14 protein-coding genes are annotated in these 23838 nt (G+C 45.7%); 8 read left to right on the forward strand and 6 right to left on the reverse strand.

Annotation, left to right across the window (positions count from 1 at the left end; all coding sequences use genetic code 11):
• Positions 1 to 38 precede the first annotated feature (38 nt).
• Positions 39 to 518, reverse strand: a complete 480-nt coding sequence (locus KBW69_RS06775) for a MarR family winged helix-turn-helix transcriptional regulator (RefSeq protein ID WP_257280385.1) — start codon at positions 516 to 518, stop codon at positions 39 to 41.
• 246 nt (positions 519 to 764) lie between these two features.
• Between KBW69_RS06775 and KBW69_RS06780 the strand changes: the two genes are divergently transcribed.
• Both KBW69_RS06780 and KBW69_RS06785 read left to right on the forward strand, forming a co-directional pair.
• Positions 765 to 1235: an RING-H2 finger protein gene (locus KBW69_RS06780; protein ID WP_257280386.1), complete on the forward strand. Its 471-nt coding sequence runs from the start codon at positions 765 to 767 to the stop codon at positions 1233 to 1235.
• Between the two features lie 463 nt (positions 1236 to 1698).
• On the forward strand, positions 1699 to 3660 hold the full coding sequence (locus KBW69_RS06785; RefSeq protein WP_257280387.1) for a choline BCCT transporter BetT: 1962 nt from the start codon (positions 1699 to 1701) through the stop codon (positions 3658 to 3660).
• An 86-nt stretch (positions 3661 to 3746) separates the two neighbouring features.
• Here the strand turns inward: KBW69_RS06785 and KBW69_RS06790 are convergent, their stop codons facing one another.
• Together KBW69_RS06790 and KBW69_RS06795 are read right to left on the reverse strand one after the other, a co-directional pair.
• Positions 3747 to 4121, reverse strand: coding sequence for a type II toxin-antitoxin system VapC family toxin (locus KBW69_RS06790; RefSeq protein ID WP_257254552.1), 375 nt, complete (start codon positions 4119 to 4121; stop codon positions 3747 to 3749).
• The gene (locus KBW69_RS06795) at positions 4108 to 4374 is read right to left on the reverse strand and encodes a type II toxin-antitoxin system Phd/YefM family antitoxin (protein ID WP_257254551.1); all 267 of its coding nucleotides are present in this window, start codon (positions 4372 to 4374) and stop codon (positions 4108 to 4110) included. Before KBW69_RS06795 ends, KBW69_RS06790 begins: the two co-directional genes overlap by 14 nt.
• Positions 4375 to 4500: 126 nt before the next feature.
• On the opposite strand from KBW69_RS06795, the gene KBW69_RS06800 reads away from it, so the two are divergent.
• On the forward strand, positions 4501 to 4662 hold the full coding sequence (locus tag KBW69_RS06800; RefSeq protein ID WP_257280388.1) for a hypothetical protein: 162 nt from the start codon (positions 4501 to 4503) through the stop codon (positions 4660 to 4662).
• A 227-nt stretch (positions 4663 to 4889) separates the two neighbouring features.
• On the opposite strand, the gene KBW69_RS06805 is transcribed toward KBW69_RS06800, so the two are convergent.
• From KBW69_RS06805 to KBW69_RS06815, 3 genes are all read right to left on the reverse strand, one after another.
• Positions 4890 to 5330 carry a type II toxin-antitoxin system VapC family toxin gene (locus tag KBW69_RS06805; protein ID WP_257254549.1) on the reverse strand — a complete coding sequence of 147 codons (441 nt, stop codon included), beginning with the start codon at positions 5328 to 5330 and terminating at the stop codon, positions 4890 to 4892.
• A gap of 1 nt (position 5331) precedes the next feature.
• On the reverse strand, positions 5332 to 5589 hold the full coding sequence (locus tag KBW69_RS06810) for a type II toxin-antitoxin system Phd/YefM family antitoxin (protein WP_257254548.1): 258 nt from the start codon (positions 5587 to 5589) through the stop codon (positions 5332 to 5334).
• Between the two features lie 303 nt (positions 5590 to 5892).
• Positions 5893 to 7497 (reverse strand): ankyrin repeat domain-containing protein, encoded by a 1605-nt coding sequence (locus tag KBW69_RS06815; protein WP_257274406.1) that lies wholly within the window; start codon positions 7495 to 7497, stop codon positions 5893 to 5895.
• 868 nt (positions 7498 to 8365) lie between these two features.
• On the opposite strand from KBW69_RS06815, the gene KBW69_RS06820 reads away from it, so the two are divergent.
• The 5 genes from KBW69_RS06820 to KBW69_RS06840 all read left to right on the forward strand — a co-directional run bounded on the left by KBW69_RS06820 (position 8366) and on the right by KBW69_RS06840 (position 23683).
• On the forward strand, positions 8366 to 10951 hold the full coding sequence (locus KBW69_RS06820) for a CHY zinc finger protein (protein ID WP_257280389.1): 2586 nt from the start codon (positions 8366 to 8368) through the stop codon (positions 10949 to 10951).
• 491 nt (positions 10952 to 11442) lie between these two features.
• Entirely contained in the window at positions 11443 to 14481 is a 3039-nt protein-coding gene (locus KBW69_RS06825) for a CHY zinc finger protein (RefSeq protein WP_257280390.1), read from the forward strand.
• Positions 14482 to 14731: 250 nt separating this feature from the next.
• Positions 14732 to 16903 carry a CHY zinc finger protein gene (locus KBW69_RS06830; protein ID WP_257280391.1) on the forward strand — a complete coding sequence of 724 codons (2172 nt, stop codon included), beginning with the start codon at positions 14732 to 14734 and terminating at the stop codon, positions 16901 to 16903.
• Positions 16904 to 17154: 251 nt separating this feature from the next.
• Complete coding sequence (locus KBW69_RS06835) at positions 17155 to 19941, forward strand: CHY zinc finger protein (protein ID WP_257280392.1); 2787 nt, start codon at positions 17155 to 17157, stop codon at positions 19939 to 19941.
• Positions 19942 to 20434: 493 nt separating this feature from the next.
• Entirely contained in the window at positions 20435 to 23683 is a 3249-nt protein-coding gene (locus tag KBW69_RS06840) for an RING finger domain-containing protein (RefSeq protein ID WP_257280393.1), read from the forward strand.
• The last annotated feature ends 155 nt before the right edge of the window (positions 23684 to 23838 follow it).

Consider the following 23838-nt stretch of genomic DNA (forward strand, 5'->3'; position numbering starts at 1 on the left):
CCCTTTCGAGGGTTTACGGCGTTTTTGCTAACCGGCTTTCAGGAAGCCAGCACACCGACATCCAGAACCGGGGCGGCATCAATACTTTCTGCATCCATCATGTTAGCTACCCGTTGCAGGGCAGAGAGAAGCTGGGTTTTTTCCCAGTCTTCCAGAGACTCAAAGCGCTCGATGAATTTTTCATGGAGCAGGGGCGGGGTGCTTTTAAGAACACTCATTCCTTCGGTGGTCAACCGGGCATTCACAATACGTTTATCTCTGGTACTCCTGACCCTTTCAATGTAATGGCGATCTTCCAGACGGTTGAGGATGGTCGTTACTGTCGCCTGGCTCAGTGATACGTCCTGGGAGATTCTTTTGACCGTTACATCGCCCAGGGTTTCTATTGCTCTGAGCACCATCACCTGAGGGATAGTGAGCCCGCATACTTTGATCATTCGCTTCGAATGCAGGTCTGTGGCCCGGATGATTTGTCGTAAAGAAACAAGAACATCGTTCCAATAACAGGATTCGGACATAGGGATCTCTTGGTCTATTCAGATGTTTGACCCAACTATGTGCCACAAATGGATCAGAAAAACAAATATAATTTGATCACTAAATATTAGACATATAATATTTCCCGCTCTTTCGCCTGAAATTGTTCATGAGACCAATTAATGCCCATGCCAGGCGTACCAAAAAAATAAGCACAGGGAACCAAATTGATAGACGATAGTCCAAAACTTAAGTTATCCGAAAAAACAGAGACAGGACTAAAAGATATGAACGAAATGACAGTACCCAGCAGCCCAAATAGCAAGTTAGCACTTTATCAAAAGCCGGACGACGATTGCCCTATTTGTTTAGAAACTTTTGCCGGAAGGAAAGTCATGGTTCTCGAAAAATGCAAACATATGTTTCACAAAGCCTGCCTGGAGCCCTGGCTATCTGAGAATTCAACCTGTCCTTCTTGCAAAACCTTTCTCGCGACAAGAGAAGTTCAAGTATTTCTTTACAGTGTCAGTGATAGAGCCATTAATCAAGCCAGAGCATTATCATCGAGTCTTTCTGCTACGACCCGTGTGACCGGAGACTCCCCTACAGACAGTCAGAGTTCGGATCGTCAGAACTGGGAGGATCGGGCCTTTGCATCGGCTTGGTTGGAAGCAGGCAGCTCAAGAGCCTCAGCTTCTTTTGCTGCTATCTTGGGTAGGGGGACGTCAGGCTCCTCTCCAGACAACAGTAAGACGTAGGCAACGATTCGTATCGTTAAATAATCCGAGGCGCTGATTCCGTCACCTTTGCAGGCACCTTAACATCATTACTTGCTGCCAGAGCGCGTGTCTTGGCCAGAGAGTCGGTCAGTCAGTTTTGACATCCTCCCACTGATTCAAAGAAATCAATGGGGGTTACCATTAGGATGCAGGTCTGTGGCCGGATGACTTGTCGCAAAGAAACGAGAACATCGTTCCAATAACAGGACTCAAAATAGTGATCTCTTGGTGTATCCAGATGTTTGACTCGACTGTTTGCCACAAGTGGAGCAGAAAAACAAACATAATTTGACCACTAAATATTAGACATGTAACATTTTTCCGCTCTTTCGTCTGAAACTGTCTATTATTGATGTAGTCCCAAAGTCTTCATTTGAACAACTTAATTAAAACAGCTTCAGCCAAATAACCATCTACCCTGACTCCGGGAGCCTCCCATTTTATGTCTGACCCTTCAGAATCACGTCACAGTCTTAACTTGCCCGTCTTTATTGGCGCGTCCAGTGTCATTCTTTTAATAGTGGTCTGTACGGCTCTGTTTCCCGATCAGGCCGAACTTTATTCCACAATGCTGCAAACGGGCATAATGACCAATGCCAGTTGGTTTTACGTGACGGCGGTCGCCATCATCCTCATTGGTGTTGCTATTGTCGGCCTCTCCCGTTATGGCGATATCAAGTTGGGCCCCGACCATTCCGAGCCGGATTTCAGCTTTAGTTCCTGGTTTGCCATGTTGTTTTCAGCCGGTATGGGGATTGGCCTGATGTTTTTTGGCGTGGCGGAACCCGTCATGCACTTCCTGACACCTCCCGTGGGCGATCCGGCATCCATTGAGTCCGCCCGGGAATCCATGAGGATTACCTTTTTCCACTGGGGTTTTCATGCCTGGGCCATCTATGCCATTGTGGCCCTGATACTGGCATTCTTTGGCTATCGTCACAATCTGCCTTTAACCCTGCGTTCGGCTCTTTATCCGATTGTGGGTGATCGTATTCATGGTGTCATCGGGCATGTCATTGATGTCTTCGCCATTCTGGGTACGACCTTTGGTGTGGCAACAGCATTGGGTTATGGCGTGCTTCAGGTCAACTCGGGCCTGAATTACCTGTTCGATATCGATGTAAGCACCCATGTCCAGGTGGTTTTGATCGTTGTAATTACTGCTCTGGCCACCTTGTCCGTTGCCTCAGGTCTTGATAAAGGAATTCGCCGTTTATCTGAGATCAATCTGCTGCTCGCAGTGTTGCTAATGGCCATGGTCATTATACTCGGGCCTACCATTTTACTGTTGCAGTTACTGGTGCAGAATATTGGTAGTTACCTGTCTGATATTGTCGACAAAACATTCAATCTCTACGCCTATGAACCTACCGACTGGATGGGTGGCTGGACTCTGTTTTACTGGGCGTGGTGGTTGTCCTGGTCACCTTTTGTCGGCATGTTTATTGCCCGTATCTCCAGAGGCAGAACCATTCGCGAGTTTATCTGTGGTGTACTGTTTGTCCCTGCCTGCCTGACCTTTATCTGGATGACGGTATTCGGAAACACTTCCATTGATCTGATTATGAATCATGGGGCGACAGACCTGGCTGATATTGTTCAGGTTGATGTCTCGCTGGCGCTCTTCAAGTTTCTGGAGTATTTCCCGGCCACAGAATTCCTCTCAGGAATTGCCATTATCATGGTGGTGGTATTCTTTGTCACCTCTTCCGACTCCAGTGCCATGGTGATTGATATGCTGGCTTCTACGGGTGAAGGGAAAACTCCGGTCTGGCAGCGTGTGTTCTGGTCTTCATTGATTGGTCTGGTGGCACTGGTACTGATGCTTGCCGGAGGACTCAAGGCTCTCCAGACGGCCACGATTGCTACGGCTTTACCATTTTCTATCGTGTTGTTGGTTTCCGGCTATGGACTGCTAAAAGCACTGGCACTGGATACCGCCAAAAAAGAGAGTCTGACCCAAACCACGCTGGCTCCGAGCCATGCCAATGTCTCTATTCCATGGCAAACCCGATTGCAGAATATTACTCACTTCCCTGAACGTAAAAGTGTCAGGGTTTTCATGCGAAGTGTGGTGCTACCCGCCATGAAGTCCCTCTCCAGAGAGTTGGAAGAACAGGGTGTGGAAACTGGCATAGACTTTGACCGAAACAAGAGCATTGTCTCTCTGAATGTGTTTCATGGTGAGGAACAGGACTTTCTCTACAAGGTCAGCCCACGTTCCTACGTTCAACCCAGCTTTGTCATTGATGATGAAGAAGAGAGTAAGTACTACCGTGCAGAAGTCTTTTTGAGGGAGGGCGGTCAGGACTACGATATTATGGGCTGGACCAAAGATCAGGTCATTGGCGATATTATTGATCAGTACGAGAAACATATGCACTTTCTGCATATGGTTCGCTGATTCAATGGCGCCCTGGTGGAAAGCTGTCGTTTGATGGGTTCTCAATCGGGGCGCATTTCCCTGCGATACCTATTCCTTTGTTCATTTCAGCGGCAAGCCTGAGGAAAATTTTCCAGAATATTCTGATCATGAGTGATCAGTGGAATATTCTGCACCTGAGCATCAGCGCAAATGAGCCGATCAAAAGGATCTCGTGTCCAGGGCAGCAGAATGCCCTCGTCCACAAGCCTCGACATGGGGGTTTTCGACATAGTGAGACCAATTTCGGTATAAAGGAATTGGATAATATTGGCTGGCGTCTCAGCAATTCGACCGATCTCATACAGGTACTGAAGCTCAAACCCGGCCATTTCGGGCAGCACGATATCATTGTTGTCCAGCATGACTTTGACTTCGGGAGAGAGTTTTCTGACTTGCCTGGAATGTAAAAAGACGGCTATATGAGTATCAATTAAAACCATTCTCAGGCTCCCAGTTAAACACTGATTCACTCTCCAGCCCCTCCTCATCGCCAATGATTATGGATTGCTCACCCATACTTTCCAGTCTTTTCAGCTTAGAGCCTTTATTTGTCAGGCTAATCGTCAGGCTGACACCACCACGATCAATGGCCACGGGTTCTCCTGTTCTGATGATCTCATCAAAGATGGTGTAGATGTTTTTCCTGAGATTGGTCAGGTTGATTGGCTCTTGTCCATTCTGCTGATTTGCCATGTTGTGCCTATCTTTTGTTGAGGTGTGTACGTTATATTTTAGTTACGTACATATAAAAGTAAATTCTCAGTCTCTTCCAATATGGAATGAGCCTGGCCCAAACCACCCTGGCTCCGAGCCATGCCAGTGATTCCATTCCATGGCAAACCCGATTGCAGAATATTACTCATTATTCCAGAGCGCAAAAGTGTCAGGGGGTTCATGAAAAGTGTGGTGTTACCCGCCATAAAGTCCCTGTCCAGAGAGCTTGAAGAACAGGGCGTGGCAGTCGGCATAGACTTTGACTGAAACAAAAGCATTGTCTTTCTGAATGTGTTTCATGGTGAGGAACAGGATTTACTCTACAAGGTCAGCCCCCGTTCCTACGTTCAGTCCAGCTTTGTCATTGATGATGAAGATAGTAAGTACTAACGTACATAATTTTTTTTGAGGGAGGGCAGTCAGGACTAAGATATTATGGGCTGGACCAAAGATCAGGTCATTGGTGATATTATTGATCAGTACGAGAAACATATTTATGGATATGGGGTCAAAATATGTTGTCCTGAGTCCCAAGGATTTAAGGTTCTTACCATTGAAAAATCGGTGACATTTCTAGTCACAACCAGCATTTGATTTGTCTTAGCTATGCCGGCAATCATTGCATCTCTCTCAGATTTAGGGTCAGGGACATGAAATTCGGCAGCACAGACTGCGGATTTACCATCGAAAGATAAAACTCTGTCCTCAAAAGCAACCTTTATTTTTTTTTCCATCCATGATCGCAAAGATGCTCCTTGCTTTTTGTCTTTTCGCTCCATCTGAAGAATGCCGATTTCAAGCTCCAATATTGAAATGGATGAAATGTATAGATCAGAAAAACTAGTATTTGATAGCCATCTAAGCACCTCAATATCGCTCTTTCCTGCTTCTGCTTTTCTCAGCTCAGAAATCACATTGGTGTCCAATAGATACACATCAAAACTCCTCAGGCTTAAGGTCTATCTTTCCAAGTTTTGGTGGTTCGAACTCGAAATACTCTTCTTTGCTTCCAAGCGAAGATAGCATTTCCAGAACGTTTTTCTTTTCGCCCTTGAGCCTTTGATACTCCTCGATATTCAAAAGAACATGAGTGGTCTTACCTCTTGTTCTAATGAATACTGGATGCTTTTCGGCTAAGTTCTTTGCCTCGCTGGTTTTTTGGTTAAACTCTCTGGAACTGTATATTTGTGACATAGCTCTGTCCTGTTTCATCGGTAATTGTAGTAATGTTACTATAATTACTGGGTAGGGTCTAAAATGTCCTTCCCGGACTCCCTGGTGAACTACTCGCCCCTAAAGGAGCGAGCTTCCAATACTGAGCACCTACCAAAGTAGATGCCGTCCCTTTATTAAAGGAGAGACAGAAACTTACGATTACCGACGTACAACGTGATGTAAGGTAGTCATAACGGATGCTTGCAGGCACCTCAGGTGTCAGACCTTTCTCTGTACAAGGCAATGATTAAAGATCTGACCCCTGATGTTCCGACAATTCGGCTAACAACCGCCATCATCGCCATAACTGAAGCCACCGAAATGGTAGGAATGACCATAGCTACTACTATCTGGTTCCCTTTTTTTCACCCTGGATGCAGGCCTATGTTCTGCACCGTGCATCATTAGCTCTCTGAGGATATGGCGGTTTTGATAGTACTCACTGTAGTAGTGAGCATAAGTGTATGCTGTCCAATGAGTGGGTCTTTCCGATAGGCAGACGACGCTATCATTAATATTTCGCAGAATATCCGGGGCGTTAAGAAGGGACTTAACGGTATGGGTATTACCTTTTTTTATTGCCAGCATCAGGAGCGTCTCACCCATCAAATTCTTACAGTTGAGATTAAAAAGTGCTCGCCCATTAGCATCTTTTAAATTCACCAGATACGTCGTTGCTGCTGCCGGGTCAAGATAGTTCGTCACTACATCCATGATAAGCTTGGAACCTGTCTGGCATTGTTTTAAAACGCTGACCAGAAGGGGATTTTCTTTCAACAAAGCATTGCAAAATGACCAACACTTTCTCATGACTGCATATTGAAAGGCATAAACGGCAAGTAACTTTGTCTGCCCGTTCCGAGTCAACTTAATCTGAGCTTCAGGCTGATTCCGCAGCGCTTTTAAAGTAAATGTCTGCTGCTGGTCATCGGTAATCTTATAACCCAACCAGGCATTAAAAATCAGCTCCAATAAATGATAATCAGATTTGTTTTGTTGATGCACACTGGCTTTTGCATCAAGCAGTAAACTAACCATTGCCCAACGATTTGCCAGGGCTGCTGCCATTATTGGTGTGTTGCCACTTTTAGGGCTTTGATGGTTGATATCAACACCCGCTCCTCTCAACAAACTTTCAAGGGCTACCATATTATTAGCAACGGCTTTTCTGTAAAGCCTTTGACCAGATTTCGTCTGGGCAAAACGTTGAAGCAGCTGTTCGGCTCGTTGCAGTTGATCGCTCACCGGACTCACAGGCGAAAAATCATGGGTTGAGTTTTTGAAGAAATCATTCAGTGCGTCTTTTACCAATCCTTCATACTTGCGAGTCTGCAAGAAACCAGGACGAATGTTGATACAACGAACATCATCGGGCTTAATTTCCGGGTAGAGATCTTTTGCAAGCAGTATGGCTTTCAGCAGCGCTTTCTCACTGAGTTCACTGAGAGGTTCTTTTCGTCCACTGGTCTGTTGCATTCCACCCCCGTATAAAAGTGAGGAATCTAATAATCTTTTGAGTTGTTCGCGCCATCCACCGTCAGCCTCTGAGCAGAATGGTGAATCACTGACGGTTTCAGCGTTGTCCCTGTTACCTGTTGCACGGCTGGTATATTCCGCTGTAACCATTGGGGTGGGCATTGCATGTGCGAACCGGGAGGATATATTGCTGCATTCGGTCGTCGTTCGATCAGCCAGTGTAACTGCCGCTGAATAATCCCAAGGGAGTGGAGGCTGCTTTCCCGCAACTGAAGGTGTGTTGCCAAAGCTGCCAGCACTGACGCAGGAGCTGGCTCGACCCTGAAAATTACCCGGTTGATTACATTCACTGTACGAACCAGAGACTGAGCTAAGTACCCTTTCAACATTTAGGTTTACGGCTGGATGCATACGATTCTCCCTTCATTATTCATCGCTTTAATTATATTGATCCTAAGATTCAGACTCGAAAAGGTATCAAAAAGTTCCATGATTCAGTTCGATTTAAGTTGAGGGTAAAAGGTTCTGCTCTTTCACAGCGCGGTATTTTCAGTGTGCAGAAATTCAGATCCTTCCAAATAAGTGTTGGTGCTTTTCAACAGAGCCTCTGACAATGACAGGCAGCTGCTCTGTAGGGGACAATTTCGAGACAAAGCTTGATATGAAAGGATGAATAGGTGGCCGATAGCAAATATTCTGCAAGCCCATTACCTCAAGCAGTCACCTTTCGTGCAACACACCCATTCACTGGCCATCCCGTATTGACCTTATTGCGCTGGTTATTTTTGGCCACATCCAGACGAGTTCAGTCAACCTGTCCCGTAATGACCGAACTATGGGGCCAGGAACCTCCCACGAATGACGGGAGTGGAGCCGGGAATAGTGGAGGTAAAGCTTAGGGGGGATGTTGCAAAGCGGTCATTGAATATAATCCCAAAGGTCATTCCATTGGAGGCTTTCACAGGATGGCTAGATTATTAGCGGTTAACATGACGCAAGTTTTTTTGAGCGGCAATCCTGGACTGCTACCCCGGTATCAACTCCTTCAAGATACTTTCTGGTCGATGCTGCAGAAGGTTGAGTTACACATGGCCAATAACCTAAATAGCAATTAAGAAATACTTGGCTATTCTCTGTTTCTACTCCGCACAACAAGATTGATCAGTGGTGCTCCTTTTTTTTCCGGGGCAGACACTCAGCACAGATTTTTCTGTGCTCACTTTATCAGGCAAATGGGGCGGTTTGGAATGGTTAACACTGGTTGTTTAGCGAGATTCGAATGCGTTTTTACCGCTTATTCACAGCATTTGTTCTTTTCCTGCTGATTATGGCGGTCGTGCCTTTATGTTGTTCCTCAACCATCATTGATCGACATAATCCAGGTGGGCAAAAGGTTCGGATTGAGATCAATGATGTTACAGATTCACAGGATGAGAGCCGGTGGCAAGTGAGTTTGCTGATTCAGGAAGGTTTCGACGACCAAAACAGTATCCTTCGCTTTAAAGCACCTTTGGTGTCAGCAGATTCAAGCAGTATTGCACTCTTGGTAACGAACGACCGGAGTGACTATTGCAATCAAATGGTGATGCTGAAAAAGGAACAGACACCCGTTTTACAATATCTCACTCAACAAGCGTCTAAAAATGGAACACTTGGTTGGCTTGACTTCCTCAATATTCAACAACTGACCGATGTTGGTTTCTGTAACACTCTCCTCCAGCGTGCCGCCAGCTCTTGTCCAGCCAGCGAAAGCCTCCAATGGCAGCTGAGCTGTTTCAAACTGTTTCTTGAGCGAACGGTCTTGAAGACAAATCATAACGCTGGCCTGAAGGCAGTTAATGGGGATGGGCAGCCCTCTGGTAGCGCACCCGATCCACAACCAAAGGACCAAAATAACCACCATCAAAAGGAAAAAAGAGAAGAACCTGAAGATCAGGAAAACCAATCACCGGGAGAAGGCCACGATGGCAGCGAGAATGGCAATAACAGAAAAGACGACGATGGAAAGGAGAATGAAAAAAATCCCGCGACTCAAGACCTCCAGGTACTTGCGAACCAGCTTGTAGCCATTATTGAAAGTGCCGATCCCGATGCTGCTTTTACGCTGAGGCAAATACTGGATGAGCTGGACATACCCCAGCGTTTGCAGGTTTTGGAAACGAAAAGCACAAACACCATGGGTAATCCTGTCAGTCCTCTTGAGGCAATACTGGAACTGCAGCGTTCATTTTATGAGAACTCATTGCGTAACCGGTTTATCGAGCAACTGATAGAAGCCACAAGCGATAAAACACGAACTTTGAATGACCCTGATATTTTGTCTTCACTTCAGCCGATCCTTCCAGCTGACTGGACACCGCCCGAAGCTGGCGACAATAACCTGATGATTTTGCATAAGATTGTTCAGGACCTAATTCATAGGGTCAGTCAATCTGACGAACAGCCACCCATAGGACAGTTTGAAAAATGTTGCTTTGTTGAGTATTGCGTTCAATTGTTCCTGCTCTATTCAAACCCGGTAGAATCTATTCGTGAACTGTTAGGGAAACTGTCAGATTCAGTCATAAGTCGTGATATTGTGATTTCTGCACAATCATTGACATTCTCGATCTCTTTTCGCGAGACCTTTATACAACTTGAACAACACCCATCGTTCCATGAATTAGAACACCTCTCAAATGATCTGATGAGTCAGACACATACTTCACACTCACTACAAGAGCTTTTAATAGAGCCTGTCATCGGTAGCAGTGATAATACTTCCTGCGAAATAATTGCCAGCAATGCAAATACATTCACCGATTTCTTCCAGCAAGTTAACAGCTACCAGGGCGCCTCTGGTTCTAACGACGGTTTTTCTGGTTTACCCACTGATAGAAACTTGCAGCCGGGATCAAGCCCAAAGCATCCTGCCCTTGCTGTTCAGCAAACTGACTCTTCCCAAAAGCGATTTCGGATGAGGCATACTCATGGACTACCTCCAGATCCCTCAGCTATTCATGCTGGAGATGCATCTAATGCAGGCAGCAGCTCCGACGATCATGAAACTCGAAATTTGAATCGAGGTTTAGAAAAGTCAGAACGTTTAGTCAATGAGTCACTCAGTCTCAGAAAAGCCAATCAGCTGAAAAAAAGTACCCAGAAAAAACAAAAGAAAAAAGTACGACAGATGGCAGCGGTCAGCCCGGCGATGCAAAGTAATGGCGCAGAGTGTCGCACTTCTTGCCAGCAGTCGAGCATCCATAATGAAGAGACAACCCCTTCGAATGAGCCGTTAAGGACAACTGAGCAAAAAGCCCGAAAGCCATTGTGCAATCATTACCATAGGTTATGTCGTGTGAACTTTGAGTGCTGCACCGGGTATTTCCCCTGTCATAGATGTCATAACGCCAGTGATGACTGCGACGTTACAGAACGTAAAGCTTTTGAAGCGAGAAAGCTTCAATGTTCTCTATGTAATTATGAAGGGAACATTACGGAAAACTCCCAGACGTGCCCTCAATGCAACGTGTTAATGTCGGAATATTTCTGCGCAAAATGCAAACACTTCACCAATATGAGAAAAAAACCGTACCACTGCGATAAATGCGGCATTTGCCGAATACACACGGATAGTGCCTTTCACTGTGATGTTTGCAATGTTTGTTATGATATAGGGTTAAAAGACAATCACAAATGCCGGGAAAACTCAGGTCACGATGAGTGCTGCATCTGCCTGGAAGATGTCTTCAACAGTTGCTGTACACTACCTTGCACCCACAAACTCCACAGGAGTTGTGCTACTGAAGCGATACAAAACGGGATAAAAACCTGCCCTTTATGCAGATACCCTCTATACACTCCGTTGGTTGAAAACTACCATTAACCGTTCGACCGGACTTAGTTGCTGCTGCCAGCGACGGCTGCAGGTTTGCAGCGTGGAAGGAAAATGCTACCACAGCCCGGTATCAGGCCCTGCAAGATACTTTCAGGTGGATACTGCCGAAAGCACTTTGGCAAAGGGCCTGTAATTCATGTAGCAATTCAGACATTCTTGGCTACTCTCTTTCTCTACTACGAATAATAACAATGAAAAGTGATGCTCCTTTATTTTTCCACGGCAAAAAGTCAACACAGACTGTTCTGGGGTTTCCTATTAGGGAGAGAGCGGGTTGGTATTATTGACACAAGTTGTGTAACGAGACTTGAATGCATCTTTACCGCTTATTAGTAGCATTTGTTCTTTCCATGCTAGCTATTGCGATTGTGCCATTATGCAGTTCCTCAATCCTCATTGAACAAAATAATTCCGCTGGGCATAAGGTTCGGATTGAAATCAATGACGGTACAGTTCCTCAGGTTGTAAGTCAGTGGCAAGTGAGTTTGCTGCTTCCGGAGGGCTTCGATGATCAATACTGTGTCCTTTGCTTCAAGACACCTGTGGTGTCAGCAGACTCGGACATTATCGCACTATTAGTCAAGAACGACCTGAGCAACTATCCACCCCCTCCACCCTGGAAGGGTGGAGGGGGCTGGCCATCGGGATTATTCGAAATTGATCTGGTTATCCTGACACCCGTCATCTCGTGGCTGATGTCCAAAGGCAGGGATTCTACCTCGTTTGAGGAACAGCCATCACTGGCACGTTTGAAAATGACACGGGTTAATGCCGACGGTTATTCCAGTGAAGCCGTTATACCTGTCGGTTGGCGCGATTTCCTGAATATTGAGCAAATGACCGATGTTTATTTCTGGAACACCCTCTTCCAGCGTACCGCCATTGCTTGCCCGGCCAGCGAAAACCATCAATGTTTAAAATTGTTTCTTGAGCGTACAGCCTTGAAGACACATCATGCTGTCAGCTTTAAAGAAGGTAGTGCGGATGGAGAACCCTATGGCAAGGTAGCCGATCAAGAATCAAAGGACGAAAATAACGACCATCAAAAGGAGCAAAGAGATGAACCTGAAGGTCAGGAGAGCAGATCACCGGCAGAATGGAATGATGGCAGTGGAAATAACAGAAAAGACGACAATGGAGAGGAGAATGAAAAAAACGCTACGACTCAAGACCTTCAGAGACTTGCGAACCAGCTTATAGCCATCATTGAAAGCGGCGATCCTGATGCCGTTCTTAAGCTGAGGGAAATACTGTATGAGTTAGACATGCCTCAGCGTTTGCAGGTTCTGGAAACAAAAGGCAGGAATAGCGGGGGTAATCCTGTTACTCCTCTTGAGGCAATACTGGAACTGCAGCGTTCTTTCAAAGAGCATTCATTGCGTAACCGGTTTATCGAGCAGCTGATAGAAGCCACAAGCGATAAAACACGGAATTTGAATGACCCTGATATTCTGTCTTCACTTCAGCCGATCATTCCACCTGACCGGACACTGCCCGAAGCGGGCGACAACAACCTGAGGATTTTGTATAAGATTGTTCAGGATATAATCCACAGGGTCAACCAATCTGGCCAACAACCACCTATAGGAGCATTTGAAAAATGTTGCTTTGCCGAGTACTTCGTTCAATTGTTCCTGCTCTATTCAAATCCACTTGAATCTATTCGTGAACTGTTAGTGAAACTATCAGATTCAGCCATAATCGGTGATATTTTGATTCATGCACAATCATTGACGTTCTCCATCTCTTTTCGCGATACCTTTATACAACTTAAACAGCACCCATCGCTCCGAGAATTAGTACGCCTCTCAAATGAGCTGACCAGGCAGGCACATACTTTCCACTCACTGCAAAAACCTTCACGACAAGTGCCTTTAATAGCGCCTGAAATCAGTCACAGTGATAATACCTCTAACGATACAACTGCCAGCAATAGAAATAGATTCACCGATTCCATCCAGCAAGTTAACAGCTCCCATAGTGCCTCTGGCGGCTGTTCCCCTGACTTGCCCATGGATAGATACTTACAGCAGGGAGCAAGGCCAAAGCGACGAGCCCTTGCAAATCAGCAAAATGCCTCTTCCCAAAAGCAATTAAAGGAAAGACCCTTATACGGTGATCATCAGGCCAATAAGGCGCATAACCGATCCGATTTTGAAGTGTTGGAGATAAATCAAAACGTCTCGAGTAAACATTCGACCGACGACTCTCTTCCCATTGAGTTTAAAAGACACGCTCAGGACAAAGAAGAGAAAAAAAGACAACAGATTGAAGAGTTAGCTGAAGAGATTGAAGGTTTAAGAATAAAGAATCGGGCGTTAACTATGGAGGCTCAAGGGTTAAGAATGCAGAATCGGGACTTGGCTAATATGAATCAAAATCTAATGGCAGAGAGTCGGAGGCATCGGGATTTGATGAGCAATTCGGAAACGACCAACCAATGCCTGAGGGAACAGATCAAAAAGTTGTACGTTGATCTCGAAAGCAAACAAGGAGTAATAGACTATCTGATCCATCAAGCAGCGGAAAACACAGCCCAGAGGCTGACAGCGGCCAATAATCCAGCGATGCCCGGCAATGACACAGCGCGTTTTGATTCTCACCAACCCTTGAGCCCCCCCAATGAGCAGTCACTCTCGTCTATTGACCATACAGAGCCCCCATCAGTAAACAATATTCCCCGTGAAGAACACCCACCGATTGCAGAGACCAACCCGACAATGTCAGGCAGTGACGAGGAGTATCGAGCTTCTCAACAGTTGACTTCCCCCAATGAGCAGTCACTCTCGTCTATTGATCGTACAGAGCCCCCATCAGTAAACAATATTCCCCGTGGAGAACACCCACCGATTCCGGAAACCAGCCCGATGTCAGGCAGTGATGAGTCGAACATCGACAATGAAGAGGCATACCCCCGGCAGGAACAGGTAACGACATGCTGGGACAAAAACCGAAATCGATCTTGCAGTCATTATCATCGGTCATGCCGTCTGAACTTTGGATGCTGTGCCAGGTATTTCCCCTGCCAAATTTGCCATAACGCCAGTGATGACTGCGATGTTAAAGATCGCAAGGCTATTGACGCGAAAAAGCTTCAATGTTGTTTCTGCAACTATGAGGGGGACATTACGGAAGACTCCCAGACGTGCCCGGGATGCAACCAGAAAATGTCGGAATATTTCTGTGCAAAATGCAAACACTTCACCTGTAAGGAGAGAAAACCGCACCACTGCGATAAATGTGGCATTTGCCGAGTAAACAAGCATAAGTCCTTTCACTGTGATGTTTGCAATATCTGTTTGGATAAAAGGTTAGAAGGCAATCACAAATGCCGGGAAAACTCAGGCCACGATCTGTGCTGCATTTGTCTGGAAGATGCCTTCAGCGGCTGCCAGATACTGCCCTGTTCCCACAAAGTTCACAGGAACTGTGTCATTGCGATGATTCAACACGGGATAAGAACCTGCCCCATGTGCAGACACCCTCTATACACTCCGGTAAATGGAAACAATCATTAACTGCTGACCGGATTTAATAATCGCCGTTGGTGTCCGTTTCAGATTTGCCACGTGGCAGTACAGGTCAAAAAATCCATATAGCCATTCAGAAATTCTTGGCTACTCTCTATCTCTACGAACAATAATGATGAAAAGTAATGCTCCTTTATTTTTCCACGACAGAAAGTCAACACAAATTGTTCTGAGGTTTTCTATCAGGCAAGTCAGAGCGGGTTGGCATTATTGACAAAAGTTGTGTAACGAGACTTGAATGCATTTTTACCGCTTATTAATAGCATCTGTTCTTTCCCTGAATGCTATTGCGATTGCGCCATTATGCAATTCTTCAACCAACGTTGACCGGCATAATCCGGGTGGGCAAAAGGTTCGGCTTGAAATCAACGATGGTACAGTGCCTCAGGTTGTGAGTCAGTGGCAACTCTATTCCGAAAATATAACAGACAGTGGTCTGGAAACGGGGCAAACCCGGAATAACACAGTGACACTGGCAAGAGATAGGTCGGCTGGCAACGCCGATTTTCCGGGAGGCAGCAACAGGGGCTTCTTCTATTCGTTTCCCCCTCCACCCTCCCGGAGTGGTGGAGGTGGGTGGCTACCTCTCGAGCGCACTGCCTTGAAGACCCATCATGCTGTTGGCATAAAAGCAGGTAATGATGTTGGAAAACCCTCTGGCAAAGTACCCGATAAAGAATCAAAAGACGAAAATAACGATCATCAAAAAGAGCAAAGAGATGAACCTGAAGGTCAGGAGAGCAGATCACCGGGAGAATGGAATGATGGCAGTGGAAATAACGTAAAAGACGACAATGGAGAGGAACAACTTAAACAGCACCCATCGCTCCGAGAATTAGTACGCCTCTCAAATGAGCTGACCAGGCAGGCACATACTTTCCACTCACTGCAAAAACCTTCACTACAAGTGCCTTTAATAGCGCCTGAAATCAGTCACAGTGATAATACCTCCAACGATACAACTGCCAGCAATAGAAATAGATTCAACGATTCCATCCAGCAAGTTAATAGCTCCCACAGTGCCTCTGGCGGCTGTTCCCCTGACTTACCCATGGATAGATACTTACAGCAGGGAGCAAGGCCAAAGCGACGAGCCCTTGCAAATCAGCAAAATGCCTCTTCCCAAAAGCAATTAAAGGAAAGACCCTTATACGGTGATCATCAGGCCAATAAGGCGCATAACCGATCCGATTTTGAAGTGTCGGGGATAAATCAAAACTTCTTGAGCAAACATTCGACTGATGACTCCCTTCCCATTGAGCTTAAAAGACACGCTCAGGAAAAAGAAAAGAAAAAAAGACAACAGATTGAAGAGTTAGCTGAAGAGGTTGAAGGTTTAAGAATAAAGAATCGGGCGTTAACTATAGAGGCTCAAGGGTTAAGAATGGAGAATCGGGACTTAGCTAATATGAATCAAAATCTAATGGCAGAGAGTCTTAGGCATCACGATTTGATGAGAGATTCGGAAACGACCAACCAATGTTTGAGGGAACATATCAAAAAGTTGTACGTTGATCTCGAAAGCAAACGAGGGATAATAGACTATTTGATCCATCAAGCAGCGGAAAATGCAGCCCAGAGGCTGACAGCAGCCAATAATCCAGCGATGCCCGGCAATGACACAGCGTATTTTGATTCTCACCAACCATTGAGCCCCCGCAATGAGCAGTCACTCTCGTCTATTGACCCTACAGAGCCCACATCAGTAAACAATATTCCCCGTGGAGAACACCCACCGATTGCGGAGACCAGCCCGACGATGTCAGGCAGTGACGAGCCGAACATTGACAATGAAGAGCCAAACCCTTGGCAGGAGGCGATAACGACATGCGTGGAAAAAACCCTAAATATAGCGTGCGATCATTACCATCGGTTATGCCGTGTGAACTTTGAGTGCTGTGCCAGATATTTCCCTTGCCATCATTGCCATAACGTCAGTGATGGCTGCGACGTTAAAGATCTCGAGGGTATTGACGCGAAAAAGCTTCAATGTTGTATCTGCAACTATGAGGGGGGCATTATGGAAGACTCCCAGACGTGCCCGGGATGCAACCAGCAAATGTCGGAATATTTCTGTGCAAAATGCAAACTCTTCAGCTGTAAGGAAAAAAAACCGTACCACTGCGATCAATGCGGCATTTGCCGGCTACACAGGGATAAGTCCTTTCACTGTGATGTTTGCAATGCCTGTCTGGATATAAGGTTAAAAGACAATCACAAATGCCGGGAAAACTCAGGCCACGATCCTTGCTGCATCTGCCTTGAAGATGTCTTCCACGGCTGCCTGATACTGCCCTGTTCTCACAAAGTTCATAGGGATTGTGCCATTGCAATGATTGAAAACGGGATAAGAACCTGCCCCATGTGCAGACAACCTCTACCCCTTCCGTCAGATGAAAACAATAATTAACCATCTGACCGAATTTAATAGTCGCTGCTGGTGACCGCTTCAGGTTTGCAGCGTGGCAGCACAGGGTAAGAAATCCATATAGCCATTCAGAAATACTTGGCTACTCTCTATGTCTACGAACAATAACGATGAAAAGTAATGCTCCTTTATTTTTCCACGGCAGAAAGTCAACACAAATTGTTCTGAGGTTTTCTATCAGGGAAATCAGAGCGGGTTGGCATTATTGACACAAGTTGTGTAACGAGACTTGAATGCATTTTTACCGCTTATTAGTAGTATTTGTTCTTTCCCTGCATGCTATTGCGATTGCGCCATTATGCAATTCTTCAACCATCGTTGACTGGCATAATCCGGGTGGGCAAAAGGTTCGGCTTGAAATCAACGGTGGTATAGTGCCTCAGGTTGTGAGTCAGTGGCAACTCTATTCCGACAATATAAAAGACAGTGATCTGAAAACCGGGCAAACCCTGAATAACACAGTGACACTGGCAGGAGACAATCTGGCTGGTAGCGCCGATTTGCCCGGAGGCAGCAACGGGGGCTTCTTCTATTCGTTTCCCTCTCCACCCTCCTGCAGTGGCGGAGGTGGGTGGCTACCTCTCGAGCGCATTGCCTTGAAGACCCATCTTACTGTTGGCATAAAAGCAGGTAATGATGGTGGAAAACCCTCTGGCAAGGTACCCGATGAAGAATCAAAAGACGAAAATAACGATCATCAAAAAGAGCAAAGAGATGAACCTGGAGGTCAGGAGAGCAGATCACCGGGACAATCTAATGATGGCAGTGGAAATAACAGAAAAGACGACAATGGAGAGGAGAATGAACAAAATGCTACGACTCAAGACCTTCAGGAACTTGCGAACCAGCTTATAGCTCTCATTGAATGCGGCGATCCCAATGCCGTTTTTATGCTGAGGGAAATACTGGATGTGCTAGACATGCCTCAGCGTTTGCAGGTTCTGGAAACAACAGGTACAAACGCCAGGGGTAACCCTGTCACTCCTCTTGAGGCAATACTGGAACTGCAACGTTCTGTCAAAAAAAATTCATTGCGCAATCGGTTTATCAAACAGCTGATAGAAGCCACAAGCGATAAAACACGGACTTTGAATGACCCTGATATTCTGTTTTCACTCCAACCGATCATTCCACCTGCCCGGGCACTGCCCGAGACTGGCGTCAACAACCTGAGGATTTTGTATAAGATTGTTCAGGATATAATCCGCAGGATTAATCAATCTGACCAACAAACACTTATAGGACAATTTGAAAAATATTGCTTTATCGAGTACTTCCTTCAATTATTCCTGCTCTATTCAAACCCACTTGAACCTATTCGTGAACTGTTAGGGAAAATATCAGATTCAGTCATAAGCCGTGATATTGTGATTCATGCGCAAACATTAACGCTCCCCATCTCTTTTCGCGATGCCTTTATAGAGCTTGAACAGCACCCATCCCGCCATGAATCAGCACACCTCTCAAATGAGCTGATAAGGCGGACACATACTTTCCACTCACTACAAGAGCCTTCACTAAAAGTACCTTTAATAGCGCCTGTAATCAGTCACAGTGATAATACCGCCAACGCTACGACTGCCAGCAATGCAATCAGATTCACCGATTCCATCCGGCAAGTTAATGGCTCCCACAGTGCCTCTGGCTCTGGCTGCTGTTCCCCTGACTTCCCCACGGATAGATACTTACAGCAGGGAGCAAGGCCAAAGCGACGAGCCCTTGCAAATCAGCAAAATGCCTCTTCCCAAAAGCAATTAAAGGAAAGACCCTTATACGGTGATCATCAAACCGATGGAGCGCAAGACCAATACCTTTCGGCAGCGTCGGTGATAAATCAACGTTTGTTAAGTAACCATTCTGGCGATGGTTCCCTTCTCGTCAAACTGGAAAGATGCACTCAGGAGAAAAAAAGACAACAGATTGAAGAGTTAACTGAAGAGGTTGAAGGTTTAAGAATAAATAATCGGGCGTTAACTTTAGAGGTTCAAGGGTTAAGAATCGAGAATCGGGACTTAGCTAATATGAATCAAAATCTAATGGCAGAGAGTCTGAGGCATCGGGATTTGATGAGCAATTCGGAAACTACCAACCAATGCCTGAGGGAACAGATCAAAAAGTTGTACGTTGATCTCGAAAGCAAACAAGTAGTAGTAGACTATTTGACCCATCAAGCAGCGGAAAATGTAGCCCAGAGGATAACAGCAGCCAATAATCCAGCGATACACAGCAATGACACAGCGCGTTTTGCTTCTCACCAAGAGTTGGGTGCCCACAATGAGCAGGCAGACTCATCTATTGGCCATTCAGAACTCCCATCAGTCACCACCAGGATCCATGGAGAAGAGCAACAGGTGCCAGAGACCAACCCGACGGTACCAGGCAGCGGCTCAGAGTATCGCGCTTGTCACCAGCAGTCGAACATCCACAATGAAGAGGCACCCCCTTCGAATGAGCCGTTAAAGGCATCTGAGCAAGAAGCCCGGGAGCCATTATGCAACCATTACCATAGGTTATGTCGTGTAAGCTTTGAGTGCTGTGCCGACTATTTCCCCTGCCATAAATGTCATAACGGCAATGATAATTGCGAAGTTTCAGATCGCATGGCTTGTGAAGCGAGAAAGCTTCAATGTTCTCTGTGTCAATATGAGGGGGACATTACAGAAAATTCACAGACGTGCCCTGAATGCAACGCGTTAATGTCGGAATATTACTGTGCAAAGTGCAAACAATTCACCAATATGGAAAAAAATCCGTACCACTGCGATCAGTGCGGCATATGCCGAATAGGCAGGGATAAATCCTTTCACTGTGATGTATGCAATGTCTGTCTGGAAGTAAAGTTCCAAGGCAATCACAAATGCCGTGAAAACTCAGGCCACGATGAGTGCTGCATTTGTCTGGAAGATGTCTTCAACGACTGCCAGATACTACCCTGTTCCCACAAAGTTCATGGAAATTGCAAAATTGCGATGATTCGAAACCGGATAAGAGCCTGCCCCGTGTGCAGACACCCTCTATAAACTCCGTTAAGATAAAAACAATAATTAACCGTCTGACCGAATTTAATAGTCGCAGCGGGTGTTCGCTTCATACTAGCAGCCTGTCGGACTTAAGGCTGTCCTACTGCGGTTGCAATAAATTGGTCTAAAAATTCCTGCTTCTTCGTCAAATAGCTCGCTATTCTCCTCAGAAGCAGAAATTTTTATCCTCAATTTCTTGCAATCCTCGCTACGGACGCTTAAGTCCGACAGGCTGCTAGCAGCTTGGTACCAAGCCTTGCAGGATACTTTCAGATTGATGCTGCCGAGGGCTATGCAGCACAGGGCAAGTAATCCATATAACAATTCAGCAATTCTTGGCTATTCTCTTGTTTTACTACGAATAATAAGAATGACCAATGATGTTCCTTTATTTTTCCAAGGCAGAAACTCAGTGCAGATTGTGGTGGCGTTTTCTATCAAACGAAGAGGATAGAATTGGTATTATTGACTTAAGTTGTTTAGTGAGATTTGAATGCATTTTTACCGCTTATTGATAGCATTTGTTCTTACCCTGCTGGCTTTGGCGGTTGTGTCATTATGCTATTCCTCAACTCTCATTGACCGACATCATTTCGATGGGCACAAGGTGCGGATTGAAACCGTTTTACCCGCTGGTTGGCCCGATTTCCTGAATATTGAGCAACTGACCGATGTTCATTTCTGGAAAACCCACTTCCAGCGTGCCGCCACCGCTTGCCCGGCCAGCGAAAACCTTCAGTGGCAGCTTAGCTGTTTAAAACTGTCTCTTGAGCGCACAGCCTTGAATACGCATCATGCTGGTGGCTTAAAGGCAGGTAATGGCGATGGAGCACCCCCTGGCAGTCAAACAGATAAAGGAACAAGCGACAAAAATAACCATTATCAAAAAGAACAAAGATTTGAACCTGATGGTCAGGAGAGCAGATCACCGGGAGAAGGCTATGAAGGCAGAGGAGGTGGAGATAACAGAAAAAACGACAATGGAGAGGAGAGCGAAAAAAATACTACGACTCAAGACCTTCTGGCTCTTGCGAACCAGCTTATAGCCATCATTGAAAGCGGCGATCCCGATGCCGTTTTTAAGCTGGGGCAAATACTGGATGAGCTGGAAATGCCTCAGCGTTTGCAGGTTCTGGAAACAATAGGCACAAACACCAAGGGTAATCCTGTCACGCCTCTTGAGGCGGCACTGGACCTGCAGCGTTCTTTCTATGAAAACTCAAAGCGCAACCGGTTTATCAAGCAGTTGATAGAAGCTACAACCGATAAAACACGGACTTTGAATGACCCTGACAAGCTGTCTGCACTACGACCGATCATTCCACCTGACCGACCACTACCCAAAGCTGGCGACAACAACCTGGATATTTTGTATAAGATTGTTCAGGATATAATCCACAGGGTCAATCAATCTGACCAGCAGCCACCTATAGGACAATTTGAAAAATATTGTTTTATTGAGTACTTCGTTCAATTATTTCTGTTCTACTCAAACCCACTTGAACTTATTCGTCATCTGTTAGGACAAATATCAGATTCAGCGGTAACGCATGAGATTATAATTGCTGCACAATCATTGACATCTGCCAGTTCTTTTTCAAATACTTTTATGCAATTTCACCAACACCCATCGTTTCATGAATTACAACATTTCTTAAATGAAGGGTTAATTCAGTTGCATACCGACCCTTCACCCCGTGAGCCTGAAATCAGTTCCACCGGCCAAGTTCATAGCTTCGACAGTGCCTCTGGCTCTGGATACTCACAGCAGGGAGCAAGACCAAAGCGGCGCGCCCATAATCATCAGCCTAATGTGCTGCGCCAAAAAGGATTAAAGACAAGACAATCCTGTGGTAATCATCAAACGCGTTTGGGAAGTACGCCATCCTTTACCAGAGTGGGTAGAGCCATCGCTGTACCTGCCAGGAAAACAATGGATGATTACATGAATATCAATGCTTTCCGCGATAATGCATTTAAAGTGGATAAGGTGAAACATGCACAAATTACCGATAATGAGTGCCCAATATGTCGTAAGCACTTTTCACGTACAGCAAGATTAGTGAAAACGCCATGCAATCACATTTTTCACGTGCTTTGTTTAAATCTGTGGCTCCAAAGAGAGCTACCTCCTCTTTCAGTTTTAACTTGCCCTGTATGTCGATCAGAATTAAATAACTTAAAAGAAAAACTTAACAATTTAAACAAGCTATTAAAAAAATACGGCAATTGTCATTCGTTAGACAGTGCAAATAGAGCTGTTAAGGAATGGAATACGACAGAAACAGGTTATGAAGCTTTGTACCATTTTGTCCAACTTTGCAGGCACAACAGTAAGGTTTCAGATGACTCACGGTACGTCAATGTCTTGAGAAAAATAATTCACCCCATTACAAAAGCCAACATTCCCCACGACCTTAGGATCAACTCAGCCACCTTCAGCCCCGATAGCCGTCGTGTGGTGACCGCCAGTAACGATTGTACAGCGAAAATCTATGGCCATAAGGCCGATGGATCATGGGAAGAAGAGGTCACTATCCGACACAATGGTACAGTCAAATCAGCCAGCTTCAGTAGCGACAACTGTCGTTTAATAACCGCCAGTACGGATCACAAGGCGAAAATCTTTAGCCAAGAGGATGATGGATCATGGACAAAAAAACTGACCGTTCAACATACTGGCAAGGTCAATTCAGCCACCTTCAGCACTGATAGCCACCATATAGTGACTGCCAGTGAAGATGGTACGGCAAAAATCTTTGCCCAAAAGGACGATAGACCATGGGAAAAAGAAGCCACCATTAGCCACAATGGTCCGATCCAATCAGCCACCTTCAGCTCCGATGACCGCCATGTGGTGACTGTCGGTAAAGATAACGTGTTAAAAATCACTGGCAGGTCAGCCAATGGATCATGGAAAATAAAAGCCACCATTTCCCATGATGACGCTATCAACTCAGCTACATTTAGCCCCGATGCCCGCCGTGTGGTGACCGCCAGTGAAGATTGTACGGCAATAATCTATGCCCAACAGGACGATGGGTCATGGGAAAAAGAATTCACCATCAGCCATATCGACAGCGATGGTCCAATCCAATCAGCCAGGTTCAGCCCCGATGACCGCCATGTGATGACTGTTGGCAGGGATGACCTGGTTAAAATCTATGGCAAGCAGGACAACGGACGATGGCTAAAAAAAGCCATCATTGCCCATGAAGATCGGATCAACTCAGCCACCTTCAGCGCCGATGGATGCCACTTGGTGACCGCCAGTGACGATAATACGGCTAAAATCTATGGCGAAAAGACCGATGCATCATGGGAAGAAGAAATTACTGTCTACCACTACCATAAAGTCCTCTCAGCCACCTTCAGCCCCGATAGCCGACATATGGTGACCACCAGTATCGACAGGGCGGCAAAAATTCATAGCCACAATGACAATGGATCATGGAAAGAAGACACCACTACCCTTCATAGAGATTGGGTCTGTTTTTGTTCAGCCACCTTCAGCACCGATGGCCGCTTTGTGGTGACCTTCACTATGGACAGGAAGGCAAAAATCCATACCCTGAAAGACGATGCATCATGGAAAAAAGAAATCACTATCTGTCACGATGGCACGGTACTCTCAGCCAGCTTCAGTGCCGATAGCCGCTTTCTGGTGACTACCAATTTCATGTCAGATAATGGTCGTTTTTACCACACTGCGAAAATCACTGAACTCTGGAAGGAAGAATGAAAGCAAACTGATCCATCGACACCAACAGGCACTAGCAGCCTGTCGGACTTAAGGCTGTCCTACTGCGGTTGCAATAAATTGGTCTAAAAATTCCTGCTTCTTCGTCAAATAGCTCGCTATTCTCCTCAGAAGCAGAAATTTTTATCCTCAATTTC

The sequence above is a fragment of the Endozoicomonas sp. ISHI1 genome (genome assembly GCF_024606225.1).
GTDB lineage: Bacteria > Pseudomonadota > Gammaproteobacteria > Pseudomonadales > Endozoicomonadaceae > Endozoicomonas_A.